Origin of the sequence: Protofrankia sp. Cj3 (assembly GCF_917627355.1) — a bacterium.
Taxonomy (GTDB): Bacteria; Actinomycetota; Actinomycetes; order Frankiales; family Frankiaceae; genus Protofrankia.
In genome coordinates this window covers 15,424-32,603 of record NZ_CAKJTR010000045.1, presented here as the reverse complement: position 1 = coordinate 32,603, position 17,180 = coordinate 15,424, and the positions used below count along the sequence as shown (strand labels likewise).

Here is a 17,180-nt window from a genome sequence, read left to right as displayed (position 1 = left end):
GTCTGAAGGCCGACGGTCTCGACATGGCCGTGGCGATCTCGGATGCCCTGCGGCAGGGCCACACCGACCCGGCCCGGATCGACTACGTCAACGCCCACGGTTCCGGGACCAAACAGAACGATCGCCACGAGACCGCCGCGTTCAAGAAAGCACTCGGGCAACATGCCTACACCGTCCCGGTGAGCTCGATCAAATCCATGGTCGGTCACTCCCTGGGAGCGATCGGCGCCATCGAGGTCGCGGCCTGCGCCCTGGCGATCGAGAACCGGGTCGTCCCACCCACCGCCAACTGGGCCCGCCCAGACCCCGAATGCGACCTGGACTACGTACCGAACATCGCTCGTGACCATGACGTCACCGTGGCCCTGTCGGTCGGCAGCGGCTTCGGCGGGTTCCAGTCAGCCATCGTTCTCGACCGCGGATCGGATGCCCGGTGATCGCCGCTCGGCCGGCCCTGCGTCCTGTTGTCACCGGTGTCGGAGTGATAGCCCCCAGCGGCATCGGAACCGAGGAGCACTGGCGCTCCACGCTGCGTGGCGAGTTACGGGTAAAACCGATCACCAGCTTCGACGCCAGCCGGTACACCACGACGCTTGCCGGCCAGATCGACGGATTCGACCCCGCTGGGCGCCTGGGCGGCCGACTCGTCCTACAGACCGACCGGTGGACGTGGCTCGGCATGGCCGCGACCGAACTCGCGCTGTCCGACGCCTCCTACGACCCGGCGGCGCACGATCCGTACGCGACCTCGGTGGTGTTCGCGGCCGGGTCCGGCGGCAATGACTTCGGCCAGCGGGAGATCCAGCGGCTGTGGAGCCTTGGCCGCCAGGCCGTCAGCGTGTACCAGTCCATCGCCTGGTTCTACGCGGCGACCACCGGCCAGACCTCGATCAGGCACGGCCTGAAGGGACCGTCCGCGGTTGTGGTCACCGACGCCGCCGGTGGCCTCGACAGTCTCGCGCAGGCCCGGCGGACGATCCGCCGGGGAACGCCGGCCGTCCTCGCTGGCGCTGCCGAGGCCGGCCTCACTCCCTACGCTCTGACCTGCCAGATCACCGGCGGGCGCCTGTCCACCAGCAGCGAGCCGAAAGCCGGCTACAAGCCGTTCGACCGTTCCGCGGGTGGTCATGTGCCCGCCGAGGGCGGCGTGACACTCGTCGTGGAGGACCCGGCCTCCGCGGCGGCCCGCGGCGCGCCGAAGATATACGCCGAGATCGCCGGATACGCGGCGACCCACGACGCGGCCCATCATCGCGACCCCTCGCCGGACCCGCGCTGGTACGCCGAGGCCATGCGCCGAGCGCTCGTCGATGCGGACCTCAACCCGGCCGACGTTGATGTGATCTTCGCGGACGGCGCGGGCTCGCGGGATCTCGACGACCTGGAGGCACGCGCGATCCACCTGGCATTCGGTGCCCATGCGGAGCACGTTCCCGTCACCGCTCCGCAGGGTCTGATCGGGCGGATGTGCGCGGGCGGCTCAGCGCTGGCGGCGGCGAACGCGCTGTTGTCCATCCGCGACGGGGTGATCCCGGCGGTCGGTAACCTCGACGACCCGCTCCCGCAGTACCGCCTCGACCTCGTCCGGGAACCACGTGAGACCCCGGTACGGGTCGCCATGGTCAACGCCCGCGGCTACGGCGGCTTCAACAGCTCGCTGATCCTGCGGGCCGTCGAGACACCCGCGCGGGGGGACAGCTGATGGACTTCGGGCTCAAAGGCAGATCAGCCCTGGTCACCGGCGGTGCCCGCGGGATCGGGCGTGCCGTCGTGCTGGCGCTCGCGCAGCAGGGAGCGTCTGTGATCACTTGCTATGTCAACGAAAGCGATGCGGTCACTTCACTCGCGGACGAACTCGACCGACTTGGCGCCGACGCGCAGCTGGTACGCGCCGACGTGTCGGTGGAAGCGGACGTGAACCGGCTACTGGAGGCCGCCCGTGACCGCTTCGGGGCGCTCGACATCCTGGTCAACAACGCGGCGGCCGCGACCCAGGCACCGCTGCACCAGCTCGGCCTGGACGAGTGGCGGCGGGTGCTCGACACCAACCTGACCAGCCTTTACCTGCTCCACCGAGCGGCGCACGACCTACTGGCCAATGAAGCGTCGATCATTACCATCGGCTCGGCCGGAGCATTGCGCGGCGTCGCGGACCGCACCCCGTACATGGCCTCCAAGGCCGCTGTCCTCGGCTTCACCAGATCCCTGGCCAAGGAGCTCGGGTCACGAGGCATCCGGGTCAACACGGTGGCCCCCGGTTTCACCGAGACCGACCAGACGGCCGGCATGTCGCCAGCAAGGCGGGCACAGGCCGAGGCGATGACCGCGCTCGGGCGCCTCGCTCGGCCCGAGGAGATCGCCAGCGCGGTACTCTTCCTCGCGGGTGACGCGGCCCGCTACATCACCGGCGCCACGCTGTACGTAGACGGAGGGATCTGATGATCAGAGTAACTCTTACGATGCGTGTCCGTCCCAACCGGGAACAAGATTTCATCGACGTCTGGGAAAAGGTCGCGCTGGCCGCGAGCCGGGCAACAGGCAATCTGCGGCAGAGCCTCCTGCGGGACGGCCCGTGCGCGTTCGTCATCACGAGCGACTGGACGGACCGGGAGCATTTCCAGGCCTTCGAGCGCAGCCCGGAGCAGGACGCTCTCACCGCGCCACTGCGCGACCTGCGAGAGAGCGTGCGGATGGAGGTAGCCGAAATCCTCGTCCACCTGGAAGGAACAGAATGGCGATCGTGAGCGGCGAGACCCTGGCCGATACTAACAGACTGACGATCATCAACCACTTCCGGGCACTGGAGAACGGCGATCTCGAAGGTGCCCTGACAGCATTCGCCCCGGATATGGTTAATCACCGAATGGAGCCCGGCAGCCCACCTGGGCGGGCTGGTCTGGCTGCCACTTTGGGGGTCGTGCTGCGATGCTTTCCGGCCGCCGCCTGGCGGCTGGAAAGCATCGTCGCGGATTCGGAGCTCGTCGCCTCGATGATTGTGATCGAAGGCACGGCGCACGGAGTGATCATGGGAGTGCGGGCCGCTGGTCAGCGGGTGGCCTGGCGACATACCCACTGGTTTCGCATGTCCGGGGGAAAGGTCGTCGAGCATGACGCGATCCGCGACGATCGCGGCCTGCTCCGCCAGCTTGGCATGAACGTACGAGGCCCGCATCCCGGCGGGCTCGGCGGCGGGCTCGGGAGCTCCGAGAAAGGAGCTACGGGCAGCGGGGAACAGGAGAGCGTACCTCTCACCGTCGGATAACCAGCCGTCCACGGCCCGGCCGGTGAGGGCAAAAGCCCTGTCTCCCAAGCCGAACGAAACAGATCAGACAAGCCCCTGCCAGCACCATCACACCGCGCTCTGATTTTCTGCCGAAAACCAGGCCACCGGCCGAGAAAATCATCGTCGCGGACAGGACCAGTGGTGTCATAATCCAGCGGACCGGTTGCCCTTTAACATTCATCCCACCTTAGTTTTATCTCACCCCGTCCCGGCCAGGAGAACCCACCATGAGCGAACATCCTCCCGGAGCGCATTCCGACGGCGCGCGACCAAGCGGGTACATCGACGTCCATCACCATATGTTACCACCCACTTTAAAACGATTGGCGGTCGACCGTAATCTGCTACCACCGGTCGGCGGACCGCCCTTCGCGACCTGGGATCTCGGGGTCGCTCTGGAGACGATGGACATGACTGGCATCGAGCTGGGGCTGGCGTCGGCCGCGATTCCCAGCGAATTCCTCGGCGGGGATGCGCCCTGGGCCGCCGAGATCGCCCGTACCGCCAACGAGTCACTGGCCGAGATCGCCCATCAGCACCCGCAGCGGTTCGGATTTCTCGCCTACGTTCCGCTGCCATTCATGGAAATCTCACTGGCCGAGATCGCCTATGCATTCGACGAGCTCGACGCGGACGGCGTCGTCATGGGCTGCCATGCGGACGGGGCATATCTGGGAGATCCTGCCCTTGACGAGGTCTTCGCGGAGCTGAACCTGCGGCAGGCAGTCGTGCTCATCCACCCGTTCAACCTGCCGTCCTGCTCAGTGAGCCCGTTCCCGGCATTCATCGCGGACTTCATGCTCGACACGACGCGGGCAGCCATCCAGCTGATTACTTGCGGCACGCTGGACCGTTACCCGGAAATCTCGTTCATCCTGCCGCACGCCGGCGGCTTCCTGCCTTATCAGGCCGCCCGGCTCACCCTTGCCGCCGCCTTCGGGCATGGTCTCGACGCCAGCACGGTCCAGGCCGCCCTGAACCGCTTTCACTACGATACAGCCGGGCCGATGTCACCATACGCCACACCGACATTACTCGCCTCCGTCAGTGCCACGCGAATCCTTTACGGTAGCGACTACAACGCGGTGCCCGCCGCCGGAGTTTCCGTGGCGTCCCAGGGACTGAAAAATGATCCCAGTCTCGATACGGAAGCATTTCGTCTGATCAGTCGCGAAAACGCACTTCGGCTTTTCCCGGCCGTCGCTCGCCGAGTGGCACCAGAAAATTTCCCGAGAACCGGCTGAACTGCCCGCCTCGATCCGTCTCGACACCTGGTCCCGCAAATATCAGCGCCCGACCGACGAACCATTACTCAAGAACGGGAACTATCATGACCGAGTCCAGTGAAACACCCGAACAGATTCTACGGATCTCCGCCGGCTACATGGCCGCCAAGTTTCTGTTCGTCGCGTCCCGGATCGGCCTGTTCGAGGCGCTGGCGCCGGGCTCGCGCACGGCGGCGCAGTTGAGCACCGTGATCGACGTTCCGGAACGGTCCACGCGGATCGTCGCCGATGCGATGGTGAGCGTCGGCCTGGTCAACCGGGAGGGCGACGAATACAGCAACGCCCCAGTCGCGCAGACGTTTCTGGCCGGCGCCACGCCGGCTGACCGGCGCCCCATGCTGAGGTGGTGGGACCAGATCAGCTATCCCACCTGGCAACGGCTTGAGGCCGCGGTGCGCACGGGCGAACCGCAGACAGAGCCCCTGTCCGCGGCGGAGCAGACAATGCTCTCGCTCGGAATGGAGGTCAGCACCAGCGCCTCCGCGGCGGCGCTACCCGGTCGCTACTCCTTCTCCGCCCATCAGCGCCTGCTCGATCTGGGTGGCGGTACTGGTTCGTTCGCGCGCGCGGCACTGGGCCGCAATCCGCAGCTGTCCGCCACGTTGTTCGAGCTTCCCCAGACCGCGGTCGTGGCTGCGCGGCATGTCGACGGGTTGGCTGACCGGGACCGGCTGACCATCGTCGAGGGCGATCTCTTCAACGATCCGATACCCAAGGACCACGATGTGCTGCTGCTGGCGAACGTGATTCATCTCTTCCCACCGGACCGCAGCCGGATTCTGCTGAGCCGGGTCCGGGCGGCGGCCCCTGACGGGGCCCGTCTGTTGCTGGTCGACCTGTGGACCGATCCCACCCACACCGACCCCGCGTTTGCGGCACTCCTCTCGGGTGAATTCCTGCTTGTCGGCGGTGGCCAGGCCTACAGCGTCGAGGAAGCCGCCAAACTGCTGGCGGACACCGGTTGGCGGTTCGACGAGCACCGGCCGCTGGCCGGTCCGGCCTCGCTTGTTCTGGCCACGGCCGGATAGCCTTCTCGGCGCCGTCCGTGGAAGATCAAAAAATAGCTGACGCAAGGAGGTCGTCGATGACCGCGCGTATTCTTGTCTTCGCGAATGTCGCCCCGGCGGTGGCGAACGAGTTCGAACTGGCTTATCTACAGGTCACCGCACGGATGAAGGGCACGCCCGGTCTCCTCGGTGACGAGCTCCTGCGAGACCCCGACGGCTCCGGCCGTTACCTCCTGCTCAGCGAGTGGGAGAGCGAAGAGCAGTTCCTCGCCTGGGAGACCGCACCGGGCCACCGTGAGATCACCAGCCCGATGACGCCGTACTGGTCCGGGAGCTTCGAACGCCGGATCTACAACATCGCTGCCCGGCTTGAGCACGGAGCCGCCACCAGCTGAACATCGGTATGCCCGTCACACTGGCATACCCGTCCGGCCACCCGCCCGTTGATCGACGGCCGGGTGGCCGGACCAGCATATGGCCACAATACTGGATTTGCCGGATGCATGGGCCTTGCCGGATTCCAGTCTTTTCTACCGACTGGACCATGACGACCGATAGCGACCGGTCAGATCACGGCGACGAGATTGGCCGTGGATCCCGGCGGCTCAAGGCCATCCCAACGGGTCAAGGCCAGCCGACACGAGCCCGGTGACAAAATCCAATCAACGGGTGATCATAGCAATACAGACATAACAGGTTAATTCGTTTATCTTGGGTACTTTTTCCAGCCCGCCGCCTGACCCAGCTGTCACCAGGTCAAGGCGCCCACCTGGCAGGGCATAAACTGGCCATCCGAAGGTGACGCGAGGAACCTGGTCGCGGTTGGCGAACCCCGAGCCGATACCTTGGCGGAAATAGCCACGGCTCAGTCGGGTCACCGAACGCGGACGAGAACGGCCAGAGAGGTAGCGAATTGTACTACCGGAGCCATGGTGGATCGGCGCACCCGTGCGGACAGCGAGGGAGCGTGTGACCGAGGCGAGCGCACCGGACGACGAGCCAGACGGTGGGCCAGACGGTGGGCTGAACTGGCTCGTCAATAACTTCGTCGGGTCGGTTCCTGGAGTGGCGAGTGCCATCGTCGTCTCGGTCGATGGGCTGCTGCTCGCGGTGTGCGACGGCTTTATCCGCGACCGGGCAGAACAACTGTGCGCGATCTCCTCGGGCCTGCTCGGCCTGGCCCTCGGTGCGGCGACCCTCATGGAGTCCGGACCGGTACGCCAGACAATGGTCGAGATGGACCACGGCACCCTGCTCCTCATGGCCATCAGCGAGGGCGCCTGCCTGTCCGTCCTGGCCGCCAAAACATGTGAAATCGGTCTCGTCGGATATGAGATGACCCGGCTGGTGGCGCGGGCACGCGACTTCCTGACACCGGCCAGGCGCGGCGAGCCACGGAGCCGGCTGGACGTAGGATAACCGCCTGACGAATACGGTCCGGACAGACCCGGCCGCGGCGGGCCTAGATTCTTTGCGGAAGTTCAGGTGAGCGCGGTGACGGACTTCTATCACCGGGTCATTGTCGAGCCCGGGAAACAGCCGCTGTTCCTGCTGCTGGTGGCGTTCGTGGGTACATTTCTGTTCATCCGGCTCAGCGTCCGGATGATCCGGGCGGGGGTTTCCTGGTGGCCCGGAAATGTCGCGGCTGGCGGGACACATATCCACCATATCGTCTTCGGCATCATTTTCATGTGCGTCGCCGGAGTCGGCGCGTTCACCCCGGCAGCCGGCAGATCACCGTGGTGGGACCTGCTCGGAGCGCTGTTCGGTGTCGGGATCGCGCTCGTCCTGGACGAGTTCGCTTTGGTCCTGCACCTACAGGACGTGTACTGGAGCGAGGAGGGCCGCGTCTCGGTCGATGCGGTCGCCCTCGGGGTGGCGGTCACCGGCCTGCTCATTCTGGGCAGCCTGCCCTTCGGGGTCAACGGCCTTGACGACAGCCAGAGCGCGGCGCTGTGGGACTATGTGGCATCACTCATCCTCAACATCCTTCTGGTAGTGATCACTTTTCTGAAGGGCAAACTGCGCCTCGGGACCATCGGGCTGCTCGTCCCCTTCCTCGCGCTCATCGGCGCGATCCGGCTGGCTCGGCCCAACTCGCCGTGGGCACGATGGCGCTATCACAGCGGATCTCACAAAGCCGCGCGGGCCGACAGCCGGGCCATCCGCCACGACCAACGGTGGATCCACCGCAAAGACCGCATCTCCGATCTGATCGCCGGTCGCCCCGACAGCGGGTGACCGGCGCGATGGACACCACGATGGGCACGATGCCGTCCCCGCACAGCTGTGTCGGCGGGGCTGCCCGCCCGCGTCGGCCTTCAGTCGGTTCCCAGACTTGCGTCAGGCCCACATCAGGCTGAGACCCGACGATAGGGCGATGTCGGCGATATCCGTGATGACGGCCAGCCGGGCACCCCGGACGCTCCCCGGCCGCGCCGTCGTCCAGCTCCCGCCCCTGATGATGAGGACCTGAACGTGACCACAACCTTTCCGGACCAGGCGGCCGGAGTTCCCCCCGCACCGGCTGGCCCGGCGGCTACCCAGGTCCGGCAGCCACCCGCCCGATGGGCGCGGCGCCTTCTTCGCGGCCGGGAAGCCGACCAGCCCTGGGTGCGCCCTGCCCTGCTCGCCCTTCTCACCGCAACCGCGCTGCTCTACAGCTGGGGGCTGGGGAGGTCCGGCTGGGCGAACGCCTTCTACTCCGCCGCTGTGCAGGCCGGTTCGACGAGCTGGAAGGCCTTCTTCTTCGGTTCCTCGGATGCCTCGAACTTCATCACCGTGGACAAGCCACCGGCTTCCCTGTGGGTCGCGGAGATCTTCGTACGCCTCTTCGGGCTCAACTCGTGGAGCGTGCTCGTCCCGCAGGCGCTTGAGGGCGTCGCGGCCGTGGGCGTCCTGTATGCGACGGTCCGGCGCTGGTTCTCCCCCGGCGCGGCGTTGCTGGCCGGCGCGGTCTTCGCGACGACCCCGGTCGCGGTGCTGATGTTCCGGTTCAACAACCCCGACTCGCTGCTCGTCCTGCTGCTGGTCCTGGGTGCGTACGCGACCGTCCGGGCGGTGGAGAACGCGAGTACCCGTTGGATCGTCTGGGCGGGCGTCTTCGTCGGTTTCGGTTTTCTCGCCAAGATGATGCAGACATTCCTGGTCGTGCCGGCGTTCGCGCTCACCTATCTCCTGGCCGCGCCGGCACCGCTCCGGCGCAGGATCGGCCAGCTCCTGCTCGCCGGGGTGGCGATGCTCGTCGCTGCCGGCTGGTGGGTCGCGGCCGTGGAACTGTGGCCGAAGAGCTCACGCCCCTACATCGGCGGCTCGCAGAACAACAGCGTCCTTAATCTGATCTTCGGCTACAACGGCTTCGGCCGGCTCAACGGCAACGAAGCCGGCAGCGTCGGTGGCATGGGCGGGGCGGGCGGCACCGGTGGCCGCTGGGGAGCGACTGGTCTGACCAGGATGTTCAACTCCGAGATGGGTGGGCAGGTCTCCTGGCTCATTCCGGCTGCGCTGATCCTCCTGATCGGCGGGCTTGCGTTCGGCTGGCGCGCCCCGCGTACGGACAGGACCCGGGCGGCCCTTGCGCTGTGGGGCGGCTGGCTCCTCGTCACCGGCATCACCCTGAGCCTCGCCCAGGGGATCATCCACCCGTACTACACGGTAGCGCTCGCCCCCGCGATCGGAGCTGTGATCGGTATCGGCGGCACCGGCCTCTGGCGCCGCCGTGGCCAGTTCGCCGCCGCTCTGCTGCTGGCCATGGCCCTGGCCGCCACAACGGCCTGGGCCTACGTCCTGCTCAGCCGGACGCCCAGCTGGCACCCGTGGCTGCGGCCGCTGGTGCTCCTTCTCGGTGGCGCGGCGATTGTCGCGCTGATCCTCAGCCTCGTGCTCTCGGTGCCGTTGGCTCGCCGGGCCGCCGTGGTGATGGCTGCCGTGAGCATTGTCGCGGGCGCCACCGGGCCAGCCGCCTACGCGGTCGCGACGGCTTCCGCCACGCACACCGGTGCCATCCCATCCGCCGGGCCCACGGGTTTCGGTGGCCCCGGCCGCGGCTTCGCTGGCGGCCCCGGCCCCGGCCGCGGCTTCGCTGGCGGCGGCTGGATGAACGGTTTCACTGGCGGTGGTTTCGCTGGCGGTAGCATCCCGCCGGGCACGTCACCGGGCGGCCCGGCCGCACAGGGCGGTACCGCAGGTCTGGCCGGCGGCTTCGGCCGGCGGGGCGGAGCCATGTTCGGACGGACAGCCGGTGGCCTCGGCGGGCTTCTCAACGCGGGAACGCCAAGTGCCGCGCTGGTCACGGCGCTGCGGGCGGACGCGGGGCGCTACATCTGGGTCGCGGCCGCCGTCGGCTCCAACTCCGCGGCAGGCGTCCAGCTCGCCACCGGCGACCCGGTGATGGCCATCGGCGGCTTCAACGGAACCGATCCCACGCCCACGCTCGCGCAGTTCCAGGAGTACGTCAGCCAACGAAAAATCCACTACTTCATGGGCGGCGGCGGGATGGGGATGGCGATGGGCGGCGGCCAGCCCAGTGGCACGGCCAGCGCCATCACCGCGTGGGTGCAGCAGAACTTCAGCCAGACCACGATCGGCGGCACAACCGTGTACGACCTGACCACGCCCGCCGGATAAGAGCGCCCAGCAACAGGGGTGTGGATCAAGGAGCGGGGCCGGGGTGCGTGCATCGCGAGGCGTCGCAGGGAGCCACCGGAGGTGTTGGGTGGCGACTGATGCCAACGATGCGAGGTGCGTGCCCCAGCCCCGCGACGCCGCGTCCCCTGTTGCCGGTCGCTCTAGGACCCGCCGGAGCGGGCTCACCAGGTAGGGCGTGCCGCCCACGGTGAGCCCGCCACGCGCCGGGAAATGCGCATGATCAACGGGGATCGCGCGCATAGCAGGGCACAGCCAGGGAAGACCAACCGAGTGACACCAGAACACCATAAAAAATCAATCGATGAGATTATTATTCCCAATAATAACAAAAAATCCTTTTCGTGAGCATCCGATCCGCCGCGCCCAGGATGATCAGCGTGAACCCGGTGGTAAGACAGGTCCCAAGAGCTTCTGTGCCCAACATCGCAATTAGCTACACGTTGTTAGGCTTTGGGCCTACCAACCCGGCCGCCACAGGCCGGTGCCAGCCGATCCCATCCGATCATCGATCGCTACCCCGGGGAGGTCTGGGATGTCAACGCCAAGAGTGCTCGGCGTCGTGCTGGCCGGTGGTGCGGGCAAACGGCTCGCACCGCTCACCGCCGACCGCGCCAAACCGGCTGTCCCGTTCGGCGGCCTCTACCGGCTGATCGATTTCGTCCTGTCGAACCTGGCCAACGCCGGCTACCTGCGGATCTGCGTTCTCACGCAATACAAGAGCCACAGCCTGGACCGGCACATCACCACCACGTGGCGGATGAGCGACCTGCTCGACAACTACGTCACGCCGGTGCCCGCACAGCAGCGGCTCGGACCCCGCTGGTACACGGGATCCGCGGACGCCATCCTGCAGTCACTGAACCTCATCTACGATGATCAACCGGATATCGTGGTCGTGTTCGGCGCCGACCACGTCTACCGAATGGACCCGCGGCAGATGGTCGGACAGCATCTGGGCAGCGGGGCCGGAGTGACCGTTGCGGGGCTGCGTGTGCCCCGGATGGAGGGGACACAACTCGGTGTGATCAGTCCGAGTGCGGATGGTCGCACAATTGACGCCTTCCTCGAGAAGCCCGCGGATCCTCCGGGCCTGCCGGACGCGCCCGATGAGACGTTCGCCTCCATGGGCAACTACGTCTTCTCCACCGACACCCTGATCGAGGCGCTGCGAGCCGATGCCACCGACGACGACAGCGTCCACGACATGGGCGGGAACATCATCCCGATGCTGGCGAAGGAAGGCATGGCACAGGTCTACGACTTCGCTGACAACGACGTGCCAGGAGCGAGCGAACGGGACCGGGGCTACTGGCGGGATGTCGGCACCCTCGACTCCTACTTCGACGCGCACATGGATCTGTGTGCCTTCGATCCGGTGTTCAACCTGTACAACCGGCACTGGCCGATCCTGACGAACGTCCCGTCCCTGCCGCCGGCGAAGTTCGTGCACGAGGAACCAGGCCGTACCGGCATGGCGCTCAACAGCGTCGTCAGCAACGGAGTGATCATTTCCGGCGGCCTGGTACGCCGGTCGGTCCTGTCGCCGGGAGTACGGGTGAACTCCTGGGCGCAGGTCGAGAACGCGGTCGTACTGGACAACACGATCATCGGACGGCGCGCGGTGGTCCGCGACGCGATCCTCGACAAGAACGTGGTGGTACCGGAAGGTACGCAGATCGGGGTGGACAAGGAACACGACATCGCCCGCGGATTCACAGTCAGCCCCGATGGCGTCACGGTCGTCGGGAAAGGTGTGACGATCACCGGCTGAGCCCGACAATCACCGACTGAGCCCCGTCCTGGATGCCTGAAGGGCAGGTAATGCGCGTCTCGTTGCTGACCAGGGAGTACCCGCCGGAGGTCTACGGCGGCGCCGGAGTGCACGTCGAGTACCTTGCCCGCGAGATCTCCCGGTTCGTGGAGCTGACCGTGCACTGCCAGGGGGCCGACCGGGTGGGCTCGGACGGTATCGCGGTGCGCGCCCACCGGCCGTGGGAACAGCTGGCGGACGCGGGTGACGCCCTGCGGACGGTGTCGGCCGACCTGTCCGCGACCGCCGCCGCCGCCGGCGCCGACCTGGTGCATTCACACACCTGGTATGCCAACCTGGCCGGGCATCTGGCGTCGCTGCTCTATGGGATCCCACATGTGTTGACCTCACACTCGTTGGAACCGCTGCGGCCGTGGAAGGCCGAACAGCTCGGTGGCGGCTACGCGCTGTCATCCTGGTGCGAACGGGTGTCCATCGAGTCCGCCGCGGCCGTCATCGCGGTGAGCGAGGGCATGCGGGCGGACGTCCTGTCGGCTTATCCGGCGGTCGATCCGGCGAAGATCCATGTCATCCGCAACGGGATCGACACCGATGAGTACATGCCAAGCCCCGCGACCGACGTCCTCACCCGGTACGGGGTGGACCCGGAACAGCCATCCGTGGTGTTTGTCGGTCGGATCACCCGCCAGAAGGGAGTACCAGTGCTGCTGCGGGCCGCGGCCGAGCTCGACCCGCGGGCGCAACTGGTGCTCTGCGCGGGCGCGCCCGACACCCCCGCGCTACTGACCGAGGTCACCGACCTGGTGGACGGGCTGCGCGACACCCGCAAGGGACTCGTATGGATCTCGGGCATGCTGAGCAAGCCCGACATCATCGGGCTGCTGTCGCATGCAACCGTGTTCGTCTGCCCGTCCGTGTACGAACCGCTCGGGATCGTCAACCTGGAGGCGATGGCCTGTGGCACGGCCGTGGTCGCCTCCAGGGTCGGCGGTATCCCCGAAGTGGTGGATGACGGCGTGACCGGGCTGCTCGTCCCGCCCAGCGACCCGGCGGCGCTCGCCGCCGCCGTCAACGAGCTCCTCGCGGACCCGGCGCGCGCCGCGGCCATGGGCAGAGCCGGCCGCGACCGGGCCGTCACCGAGTTCGGCTGGCCGGCCGTGGCCGAGAAGACCGCCCGCCTCTACGAGACTCTGGTCTGACCCCGGCCAACGTGCCGCTGGTGTCAGGCCATGCCGCTGGTGTCAGACCACGCTGAGGGCTGCGGGTAGGTCCGCGCGCCCGGTGAGCAGCAGGAGGATGTCGGCGGCGTCGGGGAGCGCCGCGGCGATGCCGGCGGCGAGCAGCAGGCTGCCACCGATGGCGGTGCCGAGGCTCGCCGGTGGCGGGACATCCAGCGCACGAGCCAGATCCAGGGTGTGGACGGTGAGCTCAAAGGTCCGGGTGGGCAGGTAGTCAGCCAGCCTCATAGCGCCGAGCGCAGTCATGACGACCGCGTCGTCGGGGCTCTCGCGCACCAGCTCGCGCACCCGGTTGGCCAGCGCCGTAACCGCGTCCGACGGGTCGTCACCGAGTGCCGCGCCGGCATCACGGCCACGTTGGGTCACGGCCGCGGGGTCCGCCAGCCCGATACGCACCGCCAGATCCCCGCTTCGTACCGCCAGGTAGTAGCCGACGGCATCTATGCGATCAGTCTGAGCGCCGGCGCCCGCATCAACCACGCCGGCCGGTGTCCCCAGGTAGGTCTCCACGGTCGACAACGCCCGGCTCGTGTGCCCGACCAGGTCGCGCACAGACCACTCACCCAGGGCTGGGGCCGTCCAGCAATCATCGCTGATTCCGGTGACGAGGGACACGAACGCGCTGGCCGCATGCTCGAAACAGGCCCGCGTTTCGTGGGGTCCGGTGCCATGCACCTGTCGAGTCATAGCCCTTCAGAGCCGTCAAGGTCAACACCTGGGCGTATCCCTCCGTCACCTCGCGATCCATCCGCCCGTACGCCGCTCCCTTTTAGGGGGATATCTATGTGTAGCCGATCAGAGCGGATGTGGCTCGCCAGGTCGCCGGCGACGGAGTGTGGCGGCGCCTGGTCACCGACCCCGTCGACGGCAAGCTGCTGGACTACGGCCAAACGACGTACCGGCCGCCGGCGGACCTCACCCGGTTCGTCCGCCCTGTCCTCGGGCGCTCTTATCACGCGCCGACACCGAACCCTCTACCAGACTCGTAGGCAGAGACGTTCGGAGCAGCGGGCCAGGATGTTCGGCGCAAAGCAGTCATGACCATGGGGGCGTGACGCGAGGGCGTGAGCGTGGGGGCGTGACATTGCCGACTTCCGGCGCTGTGCCCAAGCTTGGATGCTGCAACGACTCATCCGGGCTGGTAACTGTTGTAAGAGTGACCAGTGTTCTTCTGTGGCCCGGGACAGTCGGGCCGAGTGCGGGCACGCCGCCGCGCATCCCAGGCTCGGTGCGTCGAACCAGCTCGGTCGACGCCCTGCGCCCGGACGGCCTCGAAGGCCCGCTCATCCTTGTCGGCAGGGCCCGCGACATCCGCACGACCGCAGACCGGCGAACCACAGACTCCGATCCGGAGCTCGTGGCCGAGGCAAGTACCCGAGTCGCGATCGACTACTTCGGCCAGCGCCTGGTGACCGCGGTTTCCTGTGAGCCCGCGACGGCGGGCACGGACACGCTGGTCGGTACCCGGGCTGGCTCCGGCTTCCGCACGGCGCTGGACCGGGCTGTGCCCCAGCTGACCGCCGACGGCACCCTGCTCGGCCTCCTCCTCGACGAAGTACCCGTCGTCACCCTGATCTCAGGGTCGGCCATCGCCCGCGTCTCCGGCAAACGACCGCGGAACACAATCATGCCACCCACGGATGTCTGCGCAGGCTGGAAGGCCGGTGGCGTGATGGACGTGAGCCAGCGCGAAGGCCGCTTCGCTCTTCTCGGCATCGGACCGTCCGCCCCGGCGCTGGAGGACGCGACCGATCCGCTGGGCTGGCACACGATGCCAGATCTGCCACCGGGAAGCATCCGGCGGCGGCGCAGGATCGACGTGGTTCCTGGCCCACAGCACGGCGCTGTGACCGTTGAGGGACTTTTTCGTGACACGTTCTGCGAAGCGGACGGTACTCAGAAAGTGATCCACGAATATGCTGTCAGGGCGACGGTCGACCTCGCAACCGGGACGATCCGCTCGACCAGCGCGACGCCCCATGTCCTTCCCGGCCCGGACTGCCCGGTCGCCGCGGCAAGCGCCAGCCGTCTGGTCGGCCAGGGCCTGCTTGGGCTCCGCGACGTGCTGCGCGCGGACCTGGCCGGACCGACGACCTGCACCCACCTCACCGACCAGCTCCGTGCGCTCGCGGACATGCACGCGCTGATCCCCCTGTTGCCGTAGCGGGCGGTCGGCCGCAGCTCAGGCACATCATTCACCGTTTCAGGTGAAAACAGTAGGAAGTCATTCATCTGGACGACCATGCCGCGTGAGTTGATCGGTCCAGTGTCACATGTCGTGAAGACACCACGCATGGGGATACCCGATCGCCTCGCCGAGCGGATGAGCATGGCCGAACAGCACGACTGGCTGGTGGCCCAGCGCCCGTCCCGTCGTACGCTGTTCCGCGCCGGCGCAATCGGGGCCGGCGCGCTCCTCGCCGGCCCCAGCCTGCTCGACTCGGCGGCGTTCGCCACAACGCCAGCCGCAGGAGCAGCGAGCCCGACGCTGGTCACCACCAACTCCACCGCGGACGGAGCGTCGGTCGCCCCGTTCGCCCGACACCTCGCGTTCGGCGCGAACCCACGCCGTCAGATCCGCGTCGGCTGGCAGGTGCCGACCCCCGTCAGAAGGCCGTTCCTGCGCATCGGCACCGACCCGTACAACCTGTCCGGGCGCATCCCGGCCGAGGTCCGTCCGCTGCATTCGGAGGTGCCGGGAGCGGCGGGGCCCGTCGACCAGTACTACCTGCACGTCGAAGTGGACCGGCTGCGCCCCGACACCACCTACTACTATGGGGTGGGCCACCAGGGCTACGAGCCCGCCACCACCGTCGGCGCCCTCTCGACGGTGCGCACCGCGCCCCAGCGGGGCCGCTGGAATACGGATCCCTTCACCTTCACGGCCTTCGGCGACCAAGGCGTCAGTGCCCACGCGCTGGCCAACGACGGTGTCGTGGCCCAGCAGAACCCCGCTTTCCACCTGCTGGCGGGCGACATCGCGTATGCGGACCCGAGCGGCCGGGGCCTGCCGGTGAGCGCCACCGGCGCGAACGGGACGGACGTGTTCAACCCAACCATCTGGGATGCCTACCTCGGGCAGATCGAAGCGGTCGCCTCACGGGTGCCGTGGATGGTCGCGACCGGCAACCACGACATGGAGGCGCTGTACTCCCCGGACGGCTACGGTGGCCAGATCGCCCGGTGGGACTTCCCCGGCAACGGCCCGCAGGCCTGCCCGTCGGTCTACTCATTCATCTACGGCAATGTCGGAGTGATCAGCCTCGACGCCAACGACGTCTCGAACGAGATTCCCGCGAACCTCGGCTACAGCGGCGGCTCCCAGACAGCCTGGCTGAAGGAGCGGCTGGAGTTCCTGCGTCACCAGCCCGACATCGACTTCATCGTCGTCTTCTTCCACCACTGCGCGTATTCGACGACGAACGCGCACGCCTCCGAGGGCGGCGTACGGGCCGCGTGGGTGCCCCTGTTCGACACCTACCGTGTCGACCTCGTCATCAACGGCCACAACCACATCTACGAACGCAGTGACCCGCTGCGTGGCGGCAGCCCGACCAAGGTGGTGCCGATCGGCGGAACCGTCCACCCGGACACCGACGGGACCACCTACCTGTCGGTCGGTGCCGGCGGGCGCAGCCTGTACAGCTTCCCGGCCCCGGACAGCTACGCCGGGCATGTGAACGACCTTGCCTCAGTCAACACCTACTCGTGGACGGGCGTCGGGGTGAAGACAGCTGAGGTCGTGACCTGGTCCCGGGTCCGCTACACCGGCTTCTCGTTCGTCGCCGTGGACGTCAGGCCCGCGAGCGCCGGCCAGCCGGCGACGCTGACCGTCCGCGCGATCGCCGAGAGCGGCGCGGAGCTCGACCGCGTCACGATCGTCCGTACCGCCGGACTGTGCACCCTCGGATCCCGGGGCGTGCGCGGCCCGCAGGCCGACTTCGACGC

The 17,180-nt window shown here is 67.5% G+C and carries 15 protein-coding genes and 1 pseudogene; 15 read left to right on the top strand and 1 reads right to left on the bottom strand.

From position 1 onward, the window contains the following. The 13 genes and pseudogenes from MJ783_RS08720 to glgA form a co-directional block, all read left to right on the top strand. Nucleotides 1–437 (top strand): annotated as a pseudogene (locus MJ783_RS08720) (beta-ACP synthase); the annotation flags it as partial. Beyond that, nucleotides 434–1,702, top strand: coding sequence for a beta-ketoacyl synthase N-terminal-like domain-containing protein (locus MJ783_RS08715; protein WP_239309868.1), 1,269 nt, complete (start codon nt 434–436; stop codon nt 1,700–1,702). The pseudogene MJ783_RS08720 and the gene MJ783_RS08715, both read left to right, overlap by 4 nt. Further along, complete coding sequence (locus tag MJ783_RS08710; protein ID WP_239309866.1) at nt 1,702–2,439, top strand: SDR family NAD(P)-dependent oxidoreductase; 738 nt, start codon at nt 1,702–1,704, stop codon at nt 2,437–2,439. The genes MJ783_RS08715 and MJ783_RS08710 overlap by 1 nt, the downstream gene beginning before the upstream one ends. Next, entirely contained in the window at nt 2,439–2,744 is a 306-nt protein-coding gene (locus MJ783_RS08705) for an antibiotic biosynthesis monooxygenase (protein WP_239309864.1), read from the top strand. The genes MJ783_RS08710 and MJ783_RS08705 overlap by 1 nt, the downstream gene beginning before the upstream one ends. Then, nucleotides 2,741–3,262 (top strand): ester cyclase, encoded by a 522-nt coding sequence (locus MJ783_RS08700; RefSeq protein WP_239309862.1) that lies wholly within the window; start codon nt 2,741–2,743, stop codon nt 3,260–3,262. The genes MJ783_RS08705 and MJ783_RS08700 overlap by 4 nt, the downstream gene beginning before the upstream one ends. A gap of 248 nt (nt 3,263–3,510) precedes the next feature. After that, nucleotides 3,511–4,527: an amidohydrolase family protein gene (locus MJ783_RS08695; RefSeq protein WP_239309860.1), complete on the top strand. Its 1,017-nt coding sequence runs from the start codon at nt 3,511–3,513 to the stop codon at nt 4,525–4,527. An 86-nt stretch (nt 4,528–4,613) separates the two neighbouring features. Beyond that, nucleotides 4,614–5,597: an acetylserotonin O-methyltransferase gene (locus MJ783_RS08690; RefSeq protein WP_239309859.1), complete on the top strand. Its 984-nt coding sequence runs from the start codon at nt 4,614–4,616 to the stop codon at nt 5,595–5,597. A 56-nt stretch (nt 5,598–5,653) separates the two neighbouring features. Then, the gene (locus tag MJ783_RS08685; RefSeq protein WP_239309857.1) at nt 5,654–5,971 is read left to right on the top strand and encodes an antibiotic biosynthesis monooxygenase; all 318 of its coding nucleotides are present in this window, start codon (nt 5,654–5,656) and stop codon (nt 5,969–5,971) included. Between the two features lie 574 nt (nt 5,972–6,545). After that, nucleotides 6,546–6,995, top strand: a complete 450-nt coding sequence (locus MJ783_RS08680; protein ID WP_255724395.1) for a roadblock/LC7 domain-containing protein — start codon at nt 6,546–6,548, stop codon at nt 6,993–6,995. Nucleotides 6,996–7,061: 66 nt separating this feature from the next. Then, nucleotides 7,062–7,817 (top strand): hypothetical protein, encoded by a 756-nt coding sequence (locus MJ783_RS08675; protein ID WP_239309855.1) that lies wholly within the window; start codon nt 7,062–7,064, stop codon nt 7,815–7,817. 237 nt (nt 7,818–8,054) lie between these two features. Beyond that, nucleotides 8,055–10,202 carry a glycosyltransferase family 39 protein gene (locus tag MJ783_RS08670; protein ID WP_239309854.1) on the top strand — a complete coding sequence of 716 codons (2,148 nt, stop codon included), beginning with the start codon at nt 8,055–8,057 and terminating at the stop codon, nt 10,200–10,202. Between the two features lie 553 nt (nt 10,203–10,755). Then, nucleotides 10,756–11,994, top strand: coding sequence for a glucose-1-phosphate adenylyltransferase (gene glgC / locus MJ783_RS08665; RefSeq protein WP_239309852.1), 1,239 nt, complete (start codon nt 10,756–10,758; stop codon nt 11,992–11,994). A 50-nt stretch (nt 11,995–12,044) separates the two neighbouring features. Then, nucleotides 12,045–13,193, top strand: coding sequence for a glycogen synthase (glgA, locus tag MJ783_RS08660; RefSeq protein ID WP_239309850.1), 1,149 nt, complete (start codon nt 12,045–12,047; stop codon nt 13,191–13,193). Between the two features lie 42 nt (nt 13,194–13,235). Here glgA and MJ783_RS08655 read toward each other — a convergent pair whose 3' ends face one another. Continuing rightward, nucleotides 13,236–13,919 (bottom strand): maleylpyruvate isomerase N-terminal domain-containing protein, encoded by a 684-nt coding sequence (locus MJ783_RS08655; RefSeq protein WP_239309848.1) that lies wholly within the window; start codon nt 13,917–13,919, stop codon nt 13,236–13,238. Nucleotides 13,920–14,388: 469 nt separating this feature from the next. On the opposite strand from MJ783_RS08655, the gene MJ783_RS08650 reads away from it, so the two are divergent. Together MJ783_RS08650 and MJ783_RS08645 are read left to right on the top strand one after the other, a co-directional pair. Then, entirely contained in the window at nt 14,389–15,396 is a 1,008-nt protein-coding gene (locus tag MJ783_RS08650) for a DUF2889 domain-containing protein (protein ID WP_239309846.1), read from the top strand. A 114-nt stretch (nt 15,397–15,510) separates the two neighbouring features. Beyond that, on the top strand, nt 15,511–17,180 hold a 1,670-nt coding region (locus tag MJ783_RS08645; RefSeq protein ID WP_370651567.1), incomplete at its 3' end, for a purple acid phosphatase family protein.